20 protein-coding genes are annotated in these 15,168 nt (G+C 64.2%); 11 read left to right on the forward strand and 9 right to left on the reverse strand.

The genetic code is table 11. The features are described from left to right. Positions 1-37 precede the first annotated feature (37 nt). From RSE12_03935 to folK, 3 genes are read right to left on the reverse strand one after another with little or no spacing between them, the layout of a single operon-like run. Complete coding sequence (locus RSE12_03935; GenBank protein ID WRH64734.1) at positions 38-2,155, reverse strand: bifunctional (p)ppGpp synthetase/guanosine-3',5'-bis(diphosphate) 3'-pyrophosphohydrolase; 2,118 nt, start codon at positions 2,153-2,155, stop codon at positions 38-40. A gap of 47 nt (positions 2,156-2,202) precedes the next feature. After that, positions 2,203-2,556, reverse strand: coding sequence for a DNA-directed RNA polymerase subunit omega (rpoZ, locus tag RSE12_03940; protein WRH63493.1), 354 nt, complete (start codon positions 2,554-2,556; stop codon positions 2,203-2,205). A 56-nt stretch (positions 2,557-2,612) separates the two neighbouring features. Continuing rightward, positions 2,613-3,209, reverse strand: coding sequence for a 2-amino-4-hydroxy-6-hydroxymethyldihydropteridine diphosphokinase (gene folK / locus RSE12_03945; protein ID WRH63494.1), 597 nt, complete (start codon positions 3,207-3,209; stop codon positions 2,613-2,615). A gap of 141 nt (positions 3,210-3,350) precedes the next feature. On the opposite strand from folK, the gene RSE12_03950 reads away from it, so the two are divergent. The 9 genes from RSE12_03950 (at position 3,351) to RSE12_03990 (ending at position 8,648) form a co-directional block, all read left to right on the forward strand. Further along, a complete protein-coding gene (locus RSE12_03950) occupies positions 3,351-3,926 on the forward strand; it encodes an NYN domain-containing protein (protein ID WRH63495.1) in 576 nt (191 codons plus the stop codon). A 35-nt stretch (positions 3,927-3,961) separates the two neighbouring features. Continuing rightward, positions 3,962-4,450, forward strand: coding sequence for a hypothetical protein (locus RSE12_03955; GenBank protein WRH63496.1), 489 nt, complete (start codon positions 3,962-3,964; stop codon positions 4,448-4,450). A 39-nt stretch (positions 4,451-4,489) separates the two neighbouring features. Continuing rightward, entirely contained in the window at positions 4,490-4,927 is a 438-nt protein-coding gene (locus RSE12_03960) for a YqaA family protein (protein WRH63497.1), read from the forward strand. Between the two features lie 76 nt (positions 4,928-5,003). Next, positions 5,004-5,954, forward strand: a complete 951-nt coding sequence (gene ispH / locus RSE12_03965; GenBank protein ID WRH63498.1) for a 4-hydroxy-3-methylbut-2-enyl diphosphate reductase — start codon at positions 5,004-5,006, stop codon at positions 5,952-5,954. Then, the gene (locus RSE12_03970; GenBank protein WRH63499.1) at positions 5,951-6,406 is read left to right on the forward strand and encodes a YdeI/OmpD-associated family protein; all 456 of its coding nucleotides are present in this window, start codon (positions 5,951-5,953) and stop codon (positions 6,404-6,406) included. The genes ispH and RSE12_03970 overlap by 4 nt, the downstream gene beginning before the upstream one ends. Next, positions 6,403-6,858 carry a DUF3429 domain-containing protein gene (locus RSE12_03975; protein ID WRH63500.1) on the forward strand — a complete coding sequence of 152 codons (456 nt, stop codon included), beginning with the start codon at positions 6,403-6,405 and terminating at the stop codon, positions 6,856-6,858. The genes RSE12_03970 and RSE12_03975 overlap by 4 nt, the downstream gene beginning before the upstream one ends. A gap of 139 nt (positions 6,859-6,997) precedes the next feature. Beyond that, positions 6,998-7,459, forward strand: a complete 462-nt coding sequence (gene rnhA, locus RSE12_03980) for a ribonuclease HI (GenBank protein ID WRH63501.1) — start codon at positions 6,998-7,000, stop codon at positions 7,457-7,459. Continuing rightward, positions 7,456-8,121, forward strand: a complete 666-nt coding sequence (locus RSE12_03985; GenBank protein ID WRH63502.1) for a trimeric intracellular cation channel family protein — start codon at positions 7,456-7,458, stop codon at positions 8,119-8,121. The genes rnhA and RSE12_03985 overlap by 4 nt, the downstream gene beginning before the upstream one ends. Before the next feature lie 38 nt (positions 8,122-8,159). Then, entirely contained in the window at positions 8,160-8,648 is a 489-nt protein-coding gene (locus RSE12_03990) for a transcriptional regulator (GenBank protein ID WRH63503.1), read from the forward strand. A gap of 15 nt (positions 8,649-8,663) precedes the next feature. Here RSE12_03990 and RSE12_03995 read toward each other — a convergent pair whose 3' ends face one another. Genes RSE12_03995 through def (RSE12_04015) form a run of 5 tightly spaced genes read right to left on the reverse strand, consistent with a single transcriptional unit; the run spans position 8,664 to position 11,376 of the window. Next, positions 8,664-8,900 carry a GlsB/YeaQ/YmgE family stress response membrane protein gene (locus tag RSE12_03995; GenBank protein WRH63504.1) on the reverse strand — a complete coding sequence of 79 codons (237 nt, stop codon included), beginning with the start codon at positions 8,898-8,900 and terminating at the stop codon, positions 8,664-8,666. A gap of 55 nt (positions 8,901-8,955) precedes the next feature. Then, a complete protein-coding gene (fmt, locus tag RSE12_04000) occupies positions 8,956-9,852 on the reverse strand; it encodes a methionyl-tRNA formyltransferase (GenBank protein WRH63505.1) in 897 nt (298 codons plus the stop codon). Further along, a complete protein-coding gene (gene def, locus RSE12_04005) occupies positions 9,849-10,352 on the reverse strand; it encodes a peptide deformylase (GenBank protein ID WRH63506.1) in 504 nt (167 codons plus the stop codon). Before def (RSE12_04005) ends, fmt begins: the two co-directional genes overlap by 4 nt. Next, positions 10,349-10,855, reverse strand: coding sequence for a peptide deformylase (def, locus tag RSE12_04010; GenBank protein WRH63507.1), 507 nt, complete (start codon positions 10,853-10,855; stop codon positions 10,349-10,351). The genes def (RSE12_04005) and def (RSE12_04010) overlap by 4 nt, the downstream gene beginning before the upstream one ends. After that, positions 10,852-11,376, reverse strand: a complete 525-nt coding sequence (def, locus tag RSE12_04015; GenBank protein WRH63508.1) for a peptide deformylase — start codon at positions 11,374-11,376, stop codon at positions 10,852-10,854. Before def (RSE12_04015) ends, def (RSE12_04010) begins: the two co-directional genes overlap by 4 nt. 221 nt (positions 11,377-11,597) lie before the next feature. Between def (RSE12_04015) and RSE12_04020 the strand changes: the two genes are divergently transcribed. Next, on the forward strand, positions 11,598-12,770 hold the full coding sequence (locus RSE12_04020) for a MalY/PatB family protein (GenBank protein ID WRH63509.1): 1,173 nt from the start codon (positions 11,598-11,600) through the stop codon (positions 12,768-12,770). A gap of 227 nt (positions 12,771-12,997) precedes the next feature. On the opposite strand, the gene RSE12_04025 is transcribed toward RSE12_04020, so the two are convergent. Continuing rightward, a complete protein-coding gene (locus tag RSE12_04025) occupies positions 12,998-13,813 on the reverse strand; it encodes an IclR family transcriptional regulator (protein WRH63510.1) in 816 nt (271 codons plus the stop codon). Between the two features lie 164 nt (positions 13,814-13,977). Between RSE12_04025 and RSE12_04030 the strand changes: the two genes are divergently transcribed. Then, on the forward strand, positions 13,978-15,168 hold the full coding sequence (locus tag RSE12_04030) for an aminotransferase class V-fold PLP-dependent enzyme (GenBank protein ID WRH63511.1): 1,191 nt from the start codon (positions 13,978-13,980) through the stop codon (positions 15,166-15,168).

Genomic DNA, 15,168 nt, shown 5'->3' on the forward strand with positions numbered 1-15,168 from the left:
GCCGCTTGAAAACCAAAACCTAGCCCCCCGCGCCCGATCAGGGCTTACGCGTCATATCGCGGTGTCGTGAAATCTGGGCGACATCGGTCTCGGCCTCGAGTGCGGTCATGACCATGTGCAGATGTTCGACATCGCGCAGGTCCACGTCGATGATGAGCCGGTAGTAATCCGGTTTGCGGTCTGTGAACCTGAGGTCGGAGATATTGGCCTTCTGCTCGCCGATCAAGGTGCAGATGCGACCAAGCACCCCGGCATCGTTGGAAATGGTTATTTCAAGGCTGACGGTGTGGACAGCGGCGTGGCGGCCGGAATGCCAATGCAGATCGACCCAGCGGCCGGGCTGTTCTTCAAATTCCTCAAGCGCGGGGCAGTCGATGGCATGGACCACCACGCCCTGCCCGCGATAGGTGATGCCGACGATGCGTTCGCCCGGTACCGGCTGGCAGCAGGGGGCGCGGCGGAAGGATTGGTCATCCGACAGGCCCACGACAGGGCGGGAGGCATCCACCTCATCTGCCTGGGCGCGGGCAAGTTCGGGGTAGAGCGTTTCCACCACCCGGCGGGCGGTGATTTCGGCGCTGCCCAGACGGGCGAGCAGATCGGTTTCATCGGCCAGACCCAGCATCTTGGCCGCGGTGCGCAGGGCCTTGTCGGTGGCCTTCTTGCCGACATGGTCAAAGGCGGCGCGGGCGAGTTCCTGACCGAGCTTGACGAAGCGGCCCTTGTCTTCTTCGCGCAGGGATTTGCGGATCGCGGCTTTGGCGCGGCCTGTCGTCACGATGTCGATCCAAGACGCCTGCGGGCGCTGGCCTTCGGCGGTGATGATTTCGACCGACTGGCCGTTCTTGAGCCGGGTCCAGAGCGGCACGCGGATGCCGTCGACCTTGGCCGAGACGCAGGAATTGCCGATGCGGGTGTGGATGGCATAGGCGTAATCAAGGGGCGTCGCGCCGCGCGGCAGTTGCACAACATCGCCCTTGGGCGTGAAGCAGAACACCTGATCGGAGTACATCTCCATCTTCACGTGTTCGAGGAATTCGTCGTGATCGCCTTCGTCGAAGCGTTCGGTCAGCGTGGCGATCCATTTCGCGGGATCGACGGCGAAGGGGTTCCGCGCGCGGACGCCTTCGCGATAGGACCAATGCGCGGCGACGCCGGCCTCGGCCACTTCGTGCATTTCGCTGGTCCTGATCTGCACCTCGACCCGTTTGCCATCGCGGCCGGAGACGGTGGTGTGGATGGAGCGATAGCCGTTGGATTTGGGCTGGCTGATGTAATCCTTGAACCGGCCCGGCACGGCGCGCCAGCGTTGGTGGATCACGCCAAGGATGCGATAGCAATCGGCGACCGATCCGCAGATGACGCGGAAGCCGTAGATATCGGACAGACGCGAGAAGGCGAGGTCCTTCTCCTGCATCTTGCGCCAGATGGAATAGGGTTTCTTGGCGCGGCCATAGACATCGGCCTCGATCTGGACCTTTTCCAGTTCATTGCGGATGTCGGCGGTGATCTTGTGGACGACGTCGCCCGCTTCGCGCTGCAGGGTGATGAAGCGGCGGATGATGGAATTGCGCGCCTCGGGGTTCAGGACGCGGAAGCCGAGATCTTCCAGTTCTTCGCGCATCCACTGCATCCCCATGCGGCCGGCGAGGGGGGCGAAGATTTCCATGGTTTCGCGGGCTTTTTGCGCCTGCTTTTCCGGCTTCATGCTTTTGATCGTGCGCATGTTGTGCAGCCGGTCGGCCAGCTTGACCAGGATGACGCGCAGGTCTTTTGACATGGCCATGAACAGTTTGCGGAAGTTTTCCGCCTGCTGGCTTTGTGCCGAGGACAGTTCGATATTGGTGAGTTTGGTCACGCCATCGACAAGTTCGGCCACTTCGGTGCCGAACAGTTGGGCGATTTCGGTATAGGTAGAGCGGGTGTCTTCGATCGTGTCATGCAGAAGGGCGGTGATGATGGTGGCATCATCAAGCCGCTGTTCCGTCAGGATGGCCGCGACAGCGACGGGGTGGGTGAAATAGGGTTCGCCCGATTTGCGCATCTGGCCATCATGCATCTGATACCCATAGGCATAGGCCTTGCGGATCAGATCAGCATTCGTGCGCGGATTGTAGTTTCGGACAAGGGCGATGAGGTCTTCGACGTCGATCATCATCGCCCTGAGTGTTTATCCGGCGGGGGGCCGGGCTTTCGCCCGGATCAGTTGTCGCCCTGCGCTTCCATCAGCGCGCGCAGGAGTTTCTCTTCGGACATGTCGTCCTGCATCGGGCGGTCAATCTCGCCCGACATCAGAAGCGCCATCTGGTCGTCTTCGGGTTCGTCAACTTCGATCTGGGTCTGGTGCGATTCGATCATCCGCTCGCGCAGAACCTCGGCCGACTGGGTTTCCTCGGCGATTTCGCGCAGGGCGACCACCGGGTTCTTGTCATTGTCGCGGTCGATGCCAATCGGAGAACCGGCCTGAATTTCGCGTGCCCGATGGGCGGCGAGCATCACCAGTTCAAAACGGTTGGGCACCTTGTCAACGCAATCTTCGACCGTCACGCGGGCCATGGGCTGCTCCAGTTCGGATGGGGGGCATAGAGTGGCTTACTTAGTCGCATCATCCATTATTGACAAGCGTTGAATCGGTGCAGGGTGGGGCGAACCTCGGCGCGGTCGGCGGCGGGCAGGGCGGCGGCCATTTGCGCCACGGTGAGGCCGGTGATCGGGTGGGGCCAGTCGGGGGCCACGTCGCAGAGCGGGACGAGGACGAAGGCGCGGTCTTGCAGGCGGGGATGGGGCAGGATCAGCCGGTCCGGTGCAAGGGTGCGCTGGTCGTCAGCGGGCAGGTCGCGCCACTGGCGGTGGGTGGCCGGGTCGGGCAGCACGGTTTCACCGAAGGCGATCAGGTCAAGGTCCAGCGTGCGCATCCCCCAGCGGGTTTCGCGGTGGCGGCCATACCGGTCTTCGATGCGGTGCAGCAGGGCCAGCACCTGCTGCGGGCCAAGGTCGGCGGGAAGGGGTGCCGAAATTGCGGCATTCACATAATCGGGACCGGCCCCTGCAGGGAAGCAAGGCGTTGCATATATGAGGCTGGAGATGAGAGGGCCGAGAGATGCGGCAAGGTCATCGCAGGCGCTGCGCAGGGTGATTTCGGGCGGATGCCCGTTCTGCGGCAGGTTTGCCCCGAGCGCGATGAGCAATCTTTGGCTGCTGTTCGTCACCTTGGATACACTTTCGTATAGCGGAACTTGAATGATTTCTAGGAGCGCTGATAACTTGGCAATGTTTCTCGGATATTTCCCTGCTTTGTCGCAGTCCACTCATGGAAAGTGTTCGGGGATTTGTTTTGAGGGGAACTCATAATGTTTTACAAGGACGAACGGCTTGCGCTGTTCATCGACGGTTCAAATCTTTACGCCGCGGCCAAGGCGCTTGGGTTTGACATCGACTACAAGCTGTTGCGGCAGGAATTCATGCGGCGGGGGAAGCTGCTGAGGGCCTTCTACTATACCGCGCTGCTGGAGAATGACGATTATTCACCCATCCGCCCGCTTGTGGACTGGCTGAATTACAACGGCTTTACCATGGTGACCAAGCCCGCCAAGGAATACACCGACAGCCAGGGGCGGCGGAAGGTGAAGGGGAACATGGATATCGAACTGACGGTCGATGCCATGGAGCTTGCGCCGCGGGTGGATCATATCGTGCTGTTTTCGGGCGATGGGGATTTTCGCCCGCTGGTGGAAAGCCTGCAACGACAGGGGGTTCGGGTGTCGGTCGTATCCACGATCCGCAGCCAGCCGCCGATGATCGCAGATGAATTGCGGCGGCAGGCGGACAACTTCATCGAGTTGGACGAATTGCGTGACGTGATCGGTCGCCCGCCGCGTGAGCCGCGCCCGGGTGAGCGGGAAGAGGTTGCGGTAGACGTGAAGTGATTGCGGCATCCAAAGCTGCGGACCCCGCGCCCGACGTGTTTGACTACACGCTGGAGGCGGGGGATGCGCTGGCATGGGAACGGGTGTCGCCTGCCTATCGCAAGCGGGACAGGCTGGCGCTAGCGGCGAGCCTGTTTGCGGGGTTTGGTCTGCTGAAGATGCTGTCGGGTAAGCTGGAGGATGTGCCGGGTCTGCACAGCCTGCCTGCGGCTTTCATCCTTATGGCGCTGCCATTGGTGATGGTGGGGCTGTTTCAATACCATGACCGGCGGCAGCGTGCGAAGGCGCGGGCGAGCGGTGAGATGCGGCTGGAGGTTTGGCCCGACCGGATGATCGAGCATCGCACAGACCGGCGCGAGCCGCTGGTTCTGGGCGGGCGGTCGCTGCGCGCGCTGCGCGAGACGCGGGATCATGTGTTCCTGACTTTTGGGCGTGAAGATGTGGTGATCCTGCCCGCCCGCGCCTTTGCAACGCCTGCGGCGAAAGCGGATTTTGTCACGCATTGGCGCGCAAAGATTGGCTGACGCCTTGTCGCGCGGGGCGCGGCGGTCCATCTGGGGCGCATGATCCTTGGCTCCGCCCTGTTTGGCCTGTTCCTTGCCGCCTTTGTCGCGGCGACGTTGATTCCCTTTCAATCCGAGATCATCTTTGCGGGCATGATCGTGGCCGAGCCGGAACGCTTTGGCGTGATCCTGCTGGTGGCGTCGGTGGGCAATGTGCTGGGGTCCTGCCTGAACTATGCGCTGGGGCGCGGGCTGATGCAGCTGCGCGTGATGGAGCGGTTCCGCATCCCGGAGGAGGCGCTGCGCCGGGCCGAGGCGTGGTTTCGCCGCTGGGGGGTGTGGTCGCTGCTGCTGTCATGGTTGCCGCTGGGCGATGTGCTGACGGTGGTGGCAGGCACCTTGCGCACGCCGTTCTGGCTGTTTGCGCTGTTGGTGAGCATCGCCAAGACGGGGCGGTATCTGGTGCTTGGGCTGATCACGCTGGGGTTCGTGGGGTAAGGCGAGGCGGCAGGTTGCGGTTTACCAAGGCCGAGTTTGGCCCTAAATCAGGGATAACCGAGCACGAGGCCGCCTGATGACCCTTCCGCCCCTGACCCTGTATCTGGCCGCGCCGCGCGGGTTTTGCGCCGGAGTGGACCGCGCGATCAAGATCGTCGAGATGGCGATCGAAAAATGGGGTGCGCCGGTCTTTGTGCGGCATGAGATCGTGCACAACAAATACGTGGTCGACGGGCTGCGCGCCAAGGGGGCTGTGTTCGTCGAGGAGCTGGATGACTGCCCGCTTGACCGGCCGGTTGTGTTTTCCGCCCATGGCGTGCCGAAGGCCGTGCCGGCCGAGGCGGCGCGGCGCGAGATGATCGCGGTGGATGCGACCTGCCCGCTGGTGACCAAGGTGCATAACGAGGCGGCGCGGCACAGCGAGAACGGGTTGCAGATGATCATGATCGGTCATGCAGGGCATCCCGAAACGGTGGGGACCATGGGGCAGTTGCCGGAGGGCGAGGTGCTGCTGGTCGAGACGGTCGAGGATGTGGCGGGGCTGGTGGTGCGTGACCCGGGCAAGCTGGCCTTTATCACCCAGACCACGCTGTCGGTGGATGACACGGCGGATATCGCGGCGGCGCTGACGGCGCGGTTCCCGGCCATCGTGGCGCCGGCGCATGACGACATCTGCTATGCCACCACCAACCGCCAGATGGCGGTGAAGGCGATGGCGGGCAAGATTGACGCGCTGCTGGTGATCGGGGCGCCGAATTCATCCAACTCCAAGCGGCTGGTGGAGGTGGGGGCCAATGCAGGCTGCGCCTATGCGCAACTGATCCAGCGGGCCACGGATATCGACTGGCGGGCGCTGGAGGGTATTCGCAGCGTCGGGATCACGGCGGGGGCGAGCGCGCCGGAAGTATTGGTGAATGAGGTGATCGACGCCTTCCGTGCGCGGTTCGACACGGTGGTGGAGCCGGTGGAGACCGCGGTGGAGACGGTGGAGTTCAAGGTGCCCCGCATCTTGCGCGAGCCTGCATGAGCGATTGGGTGGTCTTTGAGGCCACCGTTGAGCCGGTGGAGTGGGGCCGCGCGACCTATACCCTGCTGCGTTTGCCTGAGGACGCAGCCGAGGCCCTGCTGGCACAGGGCGCCAAGCGGGTGGAGGGCGAGATCAACGAGCATCCGGTGAACCTTGCCCTGTCGCGCGCGCCGGTGGTGGAGGGGGTGTTCCTCTGGGCGGGGGCATCGCTGCTGGATCGGTTGGGGATCAGCCCCGGCGAGGTGCTGGAGGTGCGGCTGCGGCCTGCGCCGGACGATCAGGTGGACACGCCTGAGGATGTGGCGCTGGCCCTGCGGCATGCTGACCTGACCGCGGTCTGGGAGGGGCTGACGGCTGGCAAGCGGCGCGGATTGCTGTATCAGATCGGCACGGCCAAGACCGCCCCCACGCGCGCCAAGCGCATTGATGCCCTGATCAAGAGCCTGACATGACATCCATTCCCCGTTCTGCGCTGATGCTGGGTCTTGCCGGGTTGATCCCGTTCCTCTGGGGGGCGGCGAATGTGCTGTTTCCCGCGACAGTGGGCTGGGGCGGGCAGTGGATGAGCCCGTTGTTCATGGGCACCTATGTCAGCCTGACCTATGGGACGGTGATCCTGTCTTTCATGTCGGGCGTGCTATGGGGCTTTGCAACGCGGGCCGAGGGGCAGGCGGCCGCGCTGGGATATGGGCTGTCGGTGATCCCGGCGCTTTGGGCCTTTTTCATGGTGAATGGCGATCCGGGCGATGCGGCGGTGAACCTGTTCGCAGGCTTTGCCGGGCTGTTGATGCTGGACGGGTTCTTTGCGCGGCAGGGGCTGACGCCGCCATGGTGGATGCGGCTGCGCGGGCTGCTGACGGCGGTGGTGCTGGCCTGTCTGGCGGTGCCCATTCTGCTTGAGTGAACGATTTTTCTGCGAAAAATCAGGGGGCGTTCCGCCCCCTCGGCCTGCGGCCTCACCCCCTGAGGATATTTTGGCAGAGAAGAGGGGCTTGGTTGACGGTTGGGGGACGGCTGCCTAAACGAGGTCAAAAGGAGCCGCCATGCCAGAACTTTACGCCTATACCGATGGTGCCTGTTCGGGCAATCCGGGCCCCGGAGGATGGGGTGTGCTTTTGCTGGCGCGAGAGTCGGGGGCGGTGGTGAAGGAGCGCACGTTGCAGGGCGGCGAGGCGATGACCACCAACAACCGGATGGAGTTGCTGGCGGCGATTTCGGCACTGGAGACGCTGGCGCGCCCGTCGGAGATCATCATCGTGACCGACAGCGCCTATGTGAAGAATGGCGTGACGGAATGGATCCATGGCTGGAAGCGCAATGGATGGCGCACAGCGGGGCGTGATCCAGTGAAGAATGCCGATCTGTGGCAGCGGCTGGATGCGGCGCAGGCGCGCCACAAGGTGGATTGGCGCTGGATCAAGGGCCATGCCGGGCATGAGGAAAACGAGCGGGCCGATGCGCTGGCGCGGGCGGGGATGGCCCCGTTCAAGGCGAAGAGCGCATGATTGCGCCGGGCCTTGCCCTGCCGGCCGAGGCGCTGCTGTCGACGCTGGATTACGCATCGGTCGCGATATTCGCGCTGACGGGTGCGCTGGTGGCGAGCCGGTCGCAGCTGGATATCGTGGGGTTCATCTTTGTGGCCTGCCTGACCGCGGTGGGGGGTGGCACGCTGCGCGATGTGCTGCTGGATCGCGCGCCACTGTGGACCTCGGATCCGTTGCTGCTTTTGGTGGCGACGGTGGCGGCGGTGCTGGTGTTTTTTGGCGCGCATCGGCTGGAAAGCCGTTATCGCGCGTTGGAGTGGCTGGATGCCTTTGCGCTTGCCGTGGCGGTGCCGGCGGGGGTGGGGGTGGCGCTGGCCGAAGGGTTGGGCTGGCCTGTGGTTCTGGTGATGGGGATGGTGACAGGCTGCATGGGCGGGCTGATGCGCGATGTGGTGTGCAACGAGGTGCCGCTGGTGTTGAAGCAGGGCGAGCTTTACGTGACTTGCGCTTTTTGCGGGGCGGGGGTGGCGGTGCTGCTGGGTGGAGCCGGGGCCGAGGGGTGGCAGGCGTTGCTGGGCTGTGCGGTGGTGACGCTGATCCTGCGGGCGGGGAGTTTGCGCTTTGGCTGGCGGTTGCCAGTGTACAAGGCGCGGCCGCCGCGGCCGGGATCGCCCAAACGGTGAGACTTGTCAGGCTTTAGGTGAACGGTTATTCGTTTACCATGGGTAGACCGCGCAGCGTTCCGGATGATGAGGTGTTTTCAGCCATCCTTGGCCTTTTGGCCGAAGGGGGAGAGGGCGCTGTGTCCTTTGGGACCGTGTCGAAGGTTTGCGGATTGGCCCCGCCAACATTGGTGCAGCGCTATGGTGACCGGGCCGGGATGCTGCGCGCGGCTTTGGCGCAGGGCTGGGATTGCGTGATGGAGGCGGGCGAGCGCTTTGCCGCCGCAGAGGAAAGCGCGCAGGGATTTCTGAAGGCGCTGGCGGGCGTCTTGCCGCCCGCGCTGGTGCTGGCGAGCCTGTCCGATCCGGTGGCGGCCGCGCGTGCGGCAGAGTGGCGGCACGCGGTGGAGCGTGTGCTGGCGGCAAAGCTGGGCTGTCGCGACGAGGCGGCGGCGATGATGTTTGCGGCCTGGCAGGGGCGGTTGATCTGGGAACCGGCGGGCGGAGCGGGGTTCAAGCTGAAGGATGCCGCGCGGCGGCTGGGTTAGGCAATCTGGGCTGCCCTATTTCGAGACGTATTTCTGCCAGAGCCAGATCAGCGCCATGGCCCCGATGATTGCGCCGACAAAGGCTGCAACCCAGCCGGTGACTGAAACCAAGAAGCGCAGGATGCCCCAGCCGACAAGCGCGCCGCCGATGCCGATGGCGATGGTGGTGGGTACATCCGTCTGAACCCGCATGAAGCGGGTGGCGAGAAAGCCTGCTGCGGCACCGATGACGATCAGGATGAGGATGGGCATGGCGACCTTTGCTGTGAACGCGTGTGCTGCGCAGATCATGGCGCGGGTGGGCGGTTCAGTCCAGCAGTTCGGGAAGGGTAAAGCCGCGCAGGAATTCGGTGGGGTCTTGCGGTTTCTTGCCTTCGCGCTGGGCGAGGGTGATCTGCACCGTGCCCGTGCCGCAGGCGATGGTCAGGCCGTTGAGGACGGTGCCGGGGGCACCGCTGCCGGGGGCGAGTCGGGAGCGCAGGAGTTTCAGCCGCTCACCCCCCGCCATGCACCATGCGCCGGGGAAGGGCGACAAGGCGCGGATCTGGCGGTCGATTTCGGGGGCGGGGCGGGTCCAGTCGATGCGGGCCTCAAGCTTGTCGATCTTGGTGGCGTAGGTGATGCCCTCGGCCGGTTGTGGCGCGGGGGTGAGGGTGGGAAGGGCGTCGAGCGCGTCGAGGATCAAGCGCGCGCCCATCTGGGACAGGCGATCGTGCAGGTCTTGCGTGGTTTCTTGGATGCCGATGGCGGTGGATTCCCGCAGCAGGACGGGGCCGGTATCAAGGCCCGCCTCCATCTGCATGATGCAGATGCCGGTTTCCGCGTCGCCGGCCATGATGGCGCGGTGGATTGGGGCCGCGCCGCGCCAGCGGGGCAGGAGCGAGGCGTGGATGTTCAGGCAGCCGTGGCGCGGGGCATCTAGCACTGCTTGGGGCAGGATCAGGCCATAGGCGACGACGACCGCGATATCCGCGCCAAGGGCAGCAAAGGCGGCTTGGTCTTCGGGGGATTTCAGGCTGATGGGGTGGCGGACGGGCAGGCCGAGCTGAGTGGCGCGGGCATGGACTGAGGTGGGGCGAAGCTCCTTTCCCCGGCCCGCGGGGCGGGGTGGTTGGGTGTAGACGGCGAGGATATCATGCTTTGCGGTGAGGGCGTCGAGGATGGGGACCGAAAAATCCGGCGTGCCCAAAAAAACGATCTTCATCCCCGCCTCCGCAGCTTTTCCGCCTTGGCCAGCAGCATCTTGCGTTTGAGTGGTGAGAGATGGTCGAAATACATCTTGCCGGCCAGATGGTCGATCTGATGCTGCGCCGAGGTTGCCCAGAGATGGACGAAATCGCGATCTTCGATTTCGCCCTTTTCGTTCAGGTAGCGGACGGTGACGGCTCGGGGGCGGGTGATGAGGGCCGACACGCCGGGAAGGTTGGGCGAGGCTTCCTCGTGGTCGCGGGGTTGCACGCTGGCATGCAGGATTTCGGGGTTCGCCATGCGGATGGCCTGCCCGCGTTCGGTGGAACAATCCACGACGGCAAGACGCAGGGGGATACCGATCTGCACGGCGGCGAGTCCGTAGCCGGGCATGGCCTCCATCGTGTCGATCATGTCGGCCCAGATGGCGCGGATGTCATCGGTGATGGCGGCCACGGTGGCGGCGGGGGTTTTCAGGATCGGGTGCGGCCAGGGCAGACAGGGGCGCGCGGTCATGCCGGGGCCTGCGCTGCGGAATAGGCATGAAGCGCGGTCGCGCGGGCGGCTGGTGAAAGGCGGTCGAAGGTCACGATCCCATCGAGATGGTCATATTCGTGCTGTGCGCAGATCGCGGCGAAACCGGAGAGGGTTTCGTCTTGGGTGGTGCCATCAAGATCGGTCCAGCGCAGGTGAATGTCGGTGGCGCGGGTGATATCGGTGGTGATGCCGGGGATGGAGAGGCAACCTTCGATCCCGGTGGCAGTGGTGTCAGAGCGCCAGAGAATTTCGGGGTTCAGGCAGATGCGCGGGGCGGGGGTGCCTTCCTTCCATGTGACATCCATCACGAAGAGCCGGATCGGATGGCCCACCTGAGGTGCGGCAAGGCCACGGCCGGGGGCGGCATACATGGTTTCCAGCATGTCGGCGGCGAGTTTGCGGACCGCGTCGGTCAGCGGGGCGGGTGCGCAGGGGGTGGACAGGCACGGATCGGGCCAATGCAGGATGGGCAGAACGGTCATTCCCCGAACCGCGCACGTTCGCGTTTCAGCTTTTCCATCTTGCGGGTGATCATCTGGCGCTTCAGGGGGCCGAGATAGTCGATGAACAGCTTGCCGTTGAGATGGTCGATTTCATGCTGCACGCAGGTGGCCCAGAGGCCGGCGAACTGCTCTTCCTGATGTTTCCCATCAAGACCCAGCCAGCGGACGCGCACCTCGGCGGGGCGCTGCACATCGGCATATTGGTCGGGGATGGAAAGGCAGCCTTCCTCATAGCTGGAGAGTTCTTCGGAAACCCAGGTGATTTCCGGGTTGAACAGGGCGATGGGGCGGGGGGGATCGGTGTCGCCCTTGACGCAATCCATCACGACCAGCCGTTTCATCACCCCGATCTGCGGCGCGGCAAGGCCGATACCCGGTGCCGCATACATGGTTTGCAGCATGTCTTCGGCGAGTTGGCCAAGTTCGGGCGTGATCTCGGCGACGGGATCGCAGAGCTTCTTGAGGCGCGGGTCGGGATGGAGCAGGATGGGGCGGATCATGTCGCATGATTTACGGAAAACCGGCCTTTCGCGCAATGGCGGGGCGTGAGGGGCGCAGAGGGTAATTTGTCGGGAAGTAAGTTTCGATTTATCGCGGGTTGTCAGAAAAATTTCTCTCTATAATCGAATATGAAAGAAAATTTTTCACGTTTGAAAATCTGGGTTGGAACAAGCGTCCGGCGTTGCTATTCCTGTCCGGGACCACAGAACAGAGGGCCGAGATGAGCTTTGATACCCCGATTGACCGGCGTGGCACGCATTGCGTGAAATGGGACATGATGGAGAAACTCTATGGTGTGCCTGCCGAGGGCGGGTTGGCCATGTGGGTCGCCGACATGGAGTTTCGCCCGCCGGCCTGCGTGCAGCGTGCGGTGGAGCGGATGGCCGAGCATGGGGTTTACGGCTATTTCGGCGATGACAGCGCCTATCTGGAGGCGATCCAGTGGTGGATGCAGGCACGGCATGGCTGGGCTGTGGCGCGCGAGGATATCTTCACCACCCATGGGTTGGTGAACGGCACGGGCCTGTGTCTGGACGCGTTCACCGCGCCGGGGGATGGGGTGGTTTTGACGACGCCCGTTTACCACGCCTTTGCCCGCACGATCAAAGCGGCGGGGCGAGTGGTGGTGGAATGCCCGCTGGCGATGGTGGATGGCCGCTACGAGATGGATTTCGCCGTCTGGGACGCGATGATGACGGGGCGGGAGCGGATGTTCCTCCTCTGCTCGCCGCACAATCCGGGGGGGCGGGTCTGGACGGCGGCGGAATTGCGCGGGGTGGCGGAGTTCTGTGTGCGGCATGACTTGATATTGGTGTCGGACGAGATTCACCATGATCTGGTCTTTCCGGGGCAAAAGCATGTGCCGATGCCTTTGGCCGCGCCGGAGATTGCGGACCGATTGGTGATGATGACGGCGACGACCAAGACCTTCAACATCGCGGGAAGCCATACGGGGAATGTGATCATCACAGATCCGGTGCTGAAGGCGAAGTTTGCGGGGCGGATGGCGGCGCTGGGCATTTCGGGCAACAGCTTTGGCATGCATATGGCGACGGCGGCCTATTCGCCCGAGGGGGCAGAATGGGTGGATGGCTTGATGGGCTATCTGGATGGCAACCGGCAGGTGTTTGATGAGGGCATGGCTGCCATTCCCGGGCTGCGGTCGATGAAGCTGGAGGCGACCTATCTGGCCTGGCTGGATTTTTCCGGCACCGGCATGGCGCCGGCCGAGTTCATCGCGCGGGTAGAGAAGGAGGCGCGGATCGCCACCAATCACGGGGTGAGCTTTGGTCTGGGCGGGGAGCATTTCCTGCGCTTCAACATCGCCGCGCCCCGCGCGCAGGTGGTTGAGGCAGTGGCGCGGATGCAGGCTGCGTTTCGCGACCTGCAATAGCGGCTGTTGAGCGGCGCCGCGTGCCGCGGCATTTTTCTTGACCTTCTGCCGGGGACTTCGCCCCGTCAGAAGGGGGTGGGGGCTGCCGCCCCCGGTCGCGCGTTCGCGCGCCCAACCCGGCCCGATGGCATGGCCATCGTGCGTTCGGCGCTGACGGCCTTTCACAGAAAGGCCGTCCGGGCGCGCTTCACCCCCGCGGATATTTATGCAGAGAAGAATTGCAGGGGTCAGGGACGGGTGCCGCCTGTCGCCTCTGTCACCTTGTCGGCGGCGGTGCGGACGAGGGTGCCGATGCGGGTGGCGTCGGACAGGCCCATGCGGAAGGCGGGGCCGCTGACGGAAAGGCCTGCGATGGGTTCGCCATGGCTGTTGAAAATGGGGGCGGCGACGCAGCGCATGCCTTCGGCGCGTTCCTGATCATCGATTGCGAAGCCGCGTTCGCGGGCGCGGGCGAGGTCGCGCAGGAGGGCGGTTTCGGAGGTGTGGGTGAGGGTGGTGAAGCGTTCGAGCCCCCGGCGGGCGAGGATGCCGCGGGTTTTCTCTTCGGGATACCAGGCGAGAAGGGCCTTGCCGATGCCGGAGACATGCATGGGGGCCATGGTGCCGGGCGGGAAGAAGGCGCGGATGGCCTGATGGGTTTCGACCTGCGACAAGAACAGGACCTGATCGCCGACCTCCACCCCCAGATTGGCGGTTTCGCCGCTGTCGCGCATCAACTGATCCATCGGGGCGCGGGAGCGTTCGACGACCTTTGTCCGGCGTAGGAAGGCGGAGCCGACGCGAAAGGCACCGGGGCCGATATGCCAGATTTGGCCCGGTTCTTCGAGTTCGACCATGCCATGGCCCTGAAGCGTGACGAGGGCGCGGTAGACGGTGGCGACGGCCTGACCGGAGGTCTCGGCCAGTTCCGAGAGCGTCAGGCCGGGGGCGGCGGCGAGTGTGGTCAGCAGGCCAAGTGCGCGGTCAAGCGCCTGTACGGTGTTCTGATCGGTCTTATCGTTGAAGGCCTTAGGGCGGCCACGGGGGCGGGGTGTTGTGGGCATGTTCGGGCCTGACTGCGATGGGGTGGTTGTGGGTGAAAAAGCGGGAGTGTCTGATTTATATGGAGAATAGGACATTTTCCGCTTTTTGAAAAATCTTTTCGAAAAAATTGTGCAGTGGGGATGCCGCGCCTAGAGTCGCAGCATAGATTTCAGAGGAAGCGCCGATGTCGTTCCAGAATCCGCTGTTCATTCCCGGCCCCACCAATATTCCTGAAGCGATCCGCAAGGCCTGTGATATGCCGACGATCGACCATCGGTCACCCGCCTTTGCGCGGCTGTTCAAGCCTGCGGTGGAAGGCGTGCGGCGGGTGCTGCGGATGGGCGGGGGTGAGGTGATCATCCTGCCGTCCACCGGGACGGGTGGTTGGGAAGCCGCGATCAGCAACACGCTGTCGGCGGGGGATACGGTGCTGGCGGCGCGGTTCGGGATGTTCAGCCATCGCTGGATCGACCTGTGCCAGCGGCACGGGTTGAACGTGGAGATCATCGAGACGCCTTGGGGGCAGGGTGCGCCGGTGGCGGCCATCGAGGCGGCATTGCGGGCCGATGGGGCGGGGCGGATCAAGGCGGTGCTGGCCACGCATAATGAGACGGCGACAGGGGTGAAGTCGGACATCGCGGGGATACGCCGCGCGATGGATGCGGCGGGGCATGGCGCGCTGTTGTTTGTGGACGGCGTTTCTTCCATCGGGTCGATGCCGTTTGAGATGGCGGGTTGGGGCGTTGATGTAGCCGTGGCCGGCAGCCAGAAGGGTTTCATGCTGCCGGCGGGGCTGGCGATCCTTGGGGTTTCCGACAAGGCGCTGGCGGCGATGGAAGGGGCGGGGCTGCCGCGCACCTTTTTCGATTTCCGAGACATGCTGAAAAGCTATGCGGCGGGGGGGTATCCTTACACGCCCGCAGTGGGGTTGATTTCCGGTTTGGCCAAGGCTGTGGAGATGCTGGAGGATGAGGGGCTTGAGGCCGTCTATGCCCGCCATGCCCGGCTGGCCGAAGGGGTGCGCCGTGCGGTGGCGGCCTGGGGGATGCGGCCCTGCGCGGTGTCGCCGGATCTGTATTCCGACACGGTGACGGCGGTGGTGGTCCCGGACGGGTGCAACGGGACCGATCTGGTGAAGCTGGCGGCTGACAAATACGGCGTGGCCTTTGGTGTGGGGCTGGGCGAAGTGGCGGGCAAGGTGTTCCGCATCGGGCATCTGGGGATGCTGACCGATGTGATGGTGCTGGCGGGTCTGGCCACAGCCGAGATGTGCATGGCCGATCTGGGCTGGCCGGTGAAGCTGGGGTCCGGGGTGGCGGCGGCGGCGGAGTTTTATCGCGGGTCGGCGGTGCCGATGGCCTTGGCGGCGGAGTAG

Source organism: Fuscovulum sp. (assembly GCA_035192965.1).
Lineage (GTDB): Bacteria > Pseudomonadota > Alphaproteobacteria > Rhodobacterales > Rhodobacteraceae > Paragemmobacter.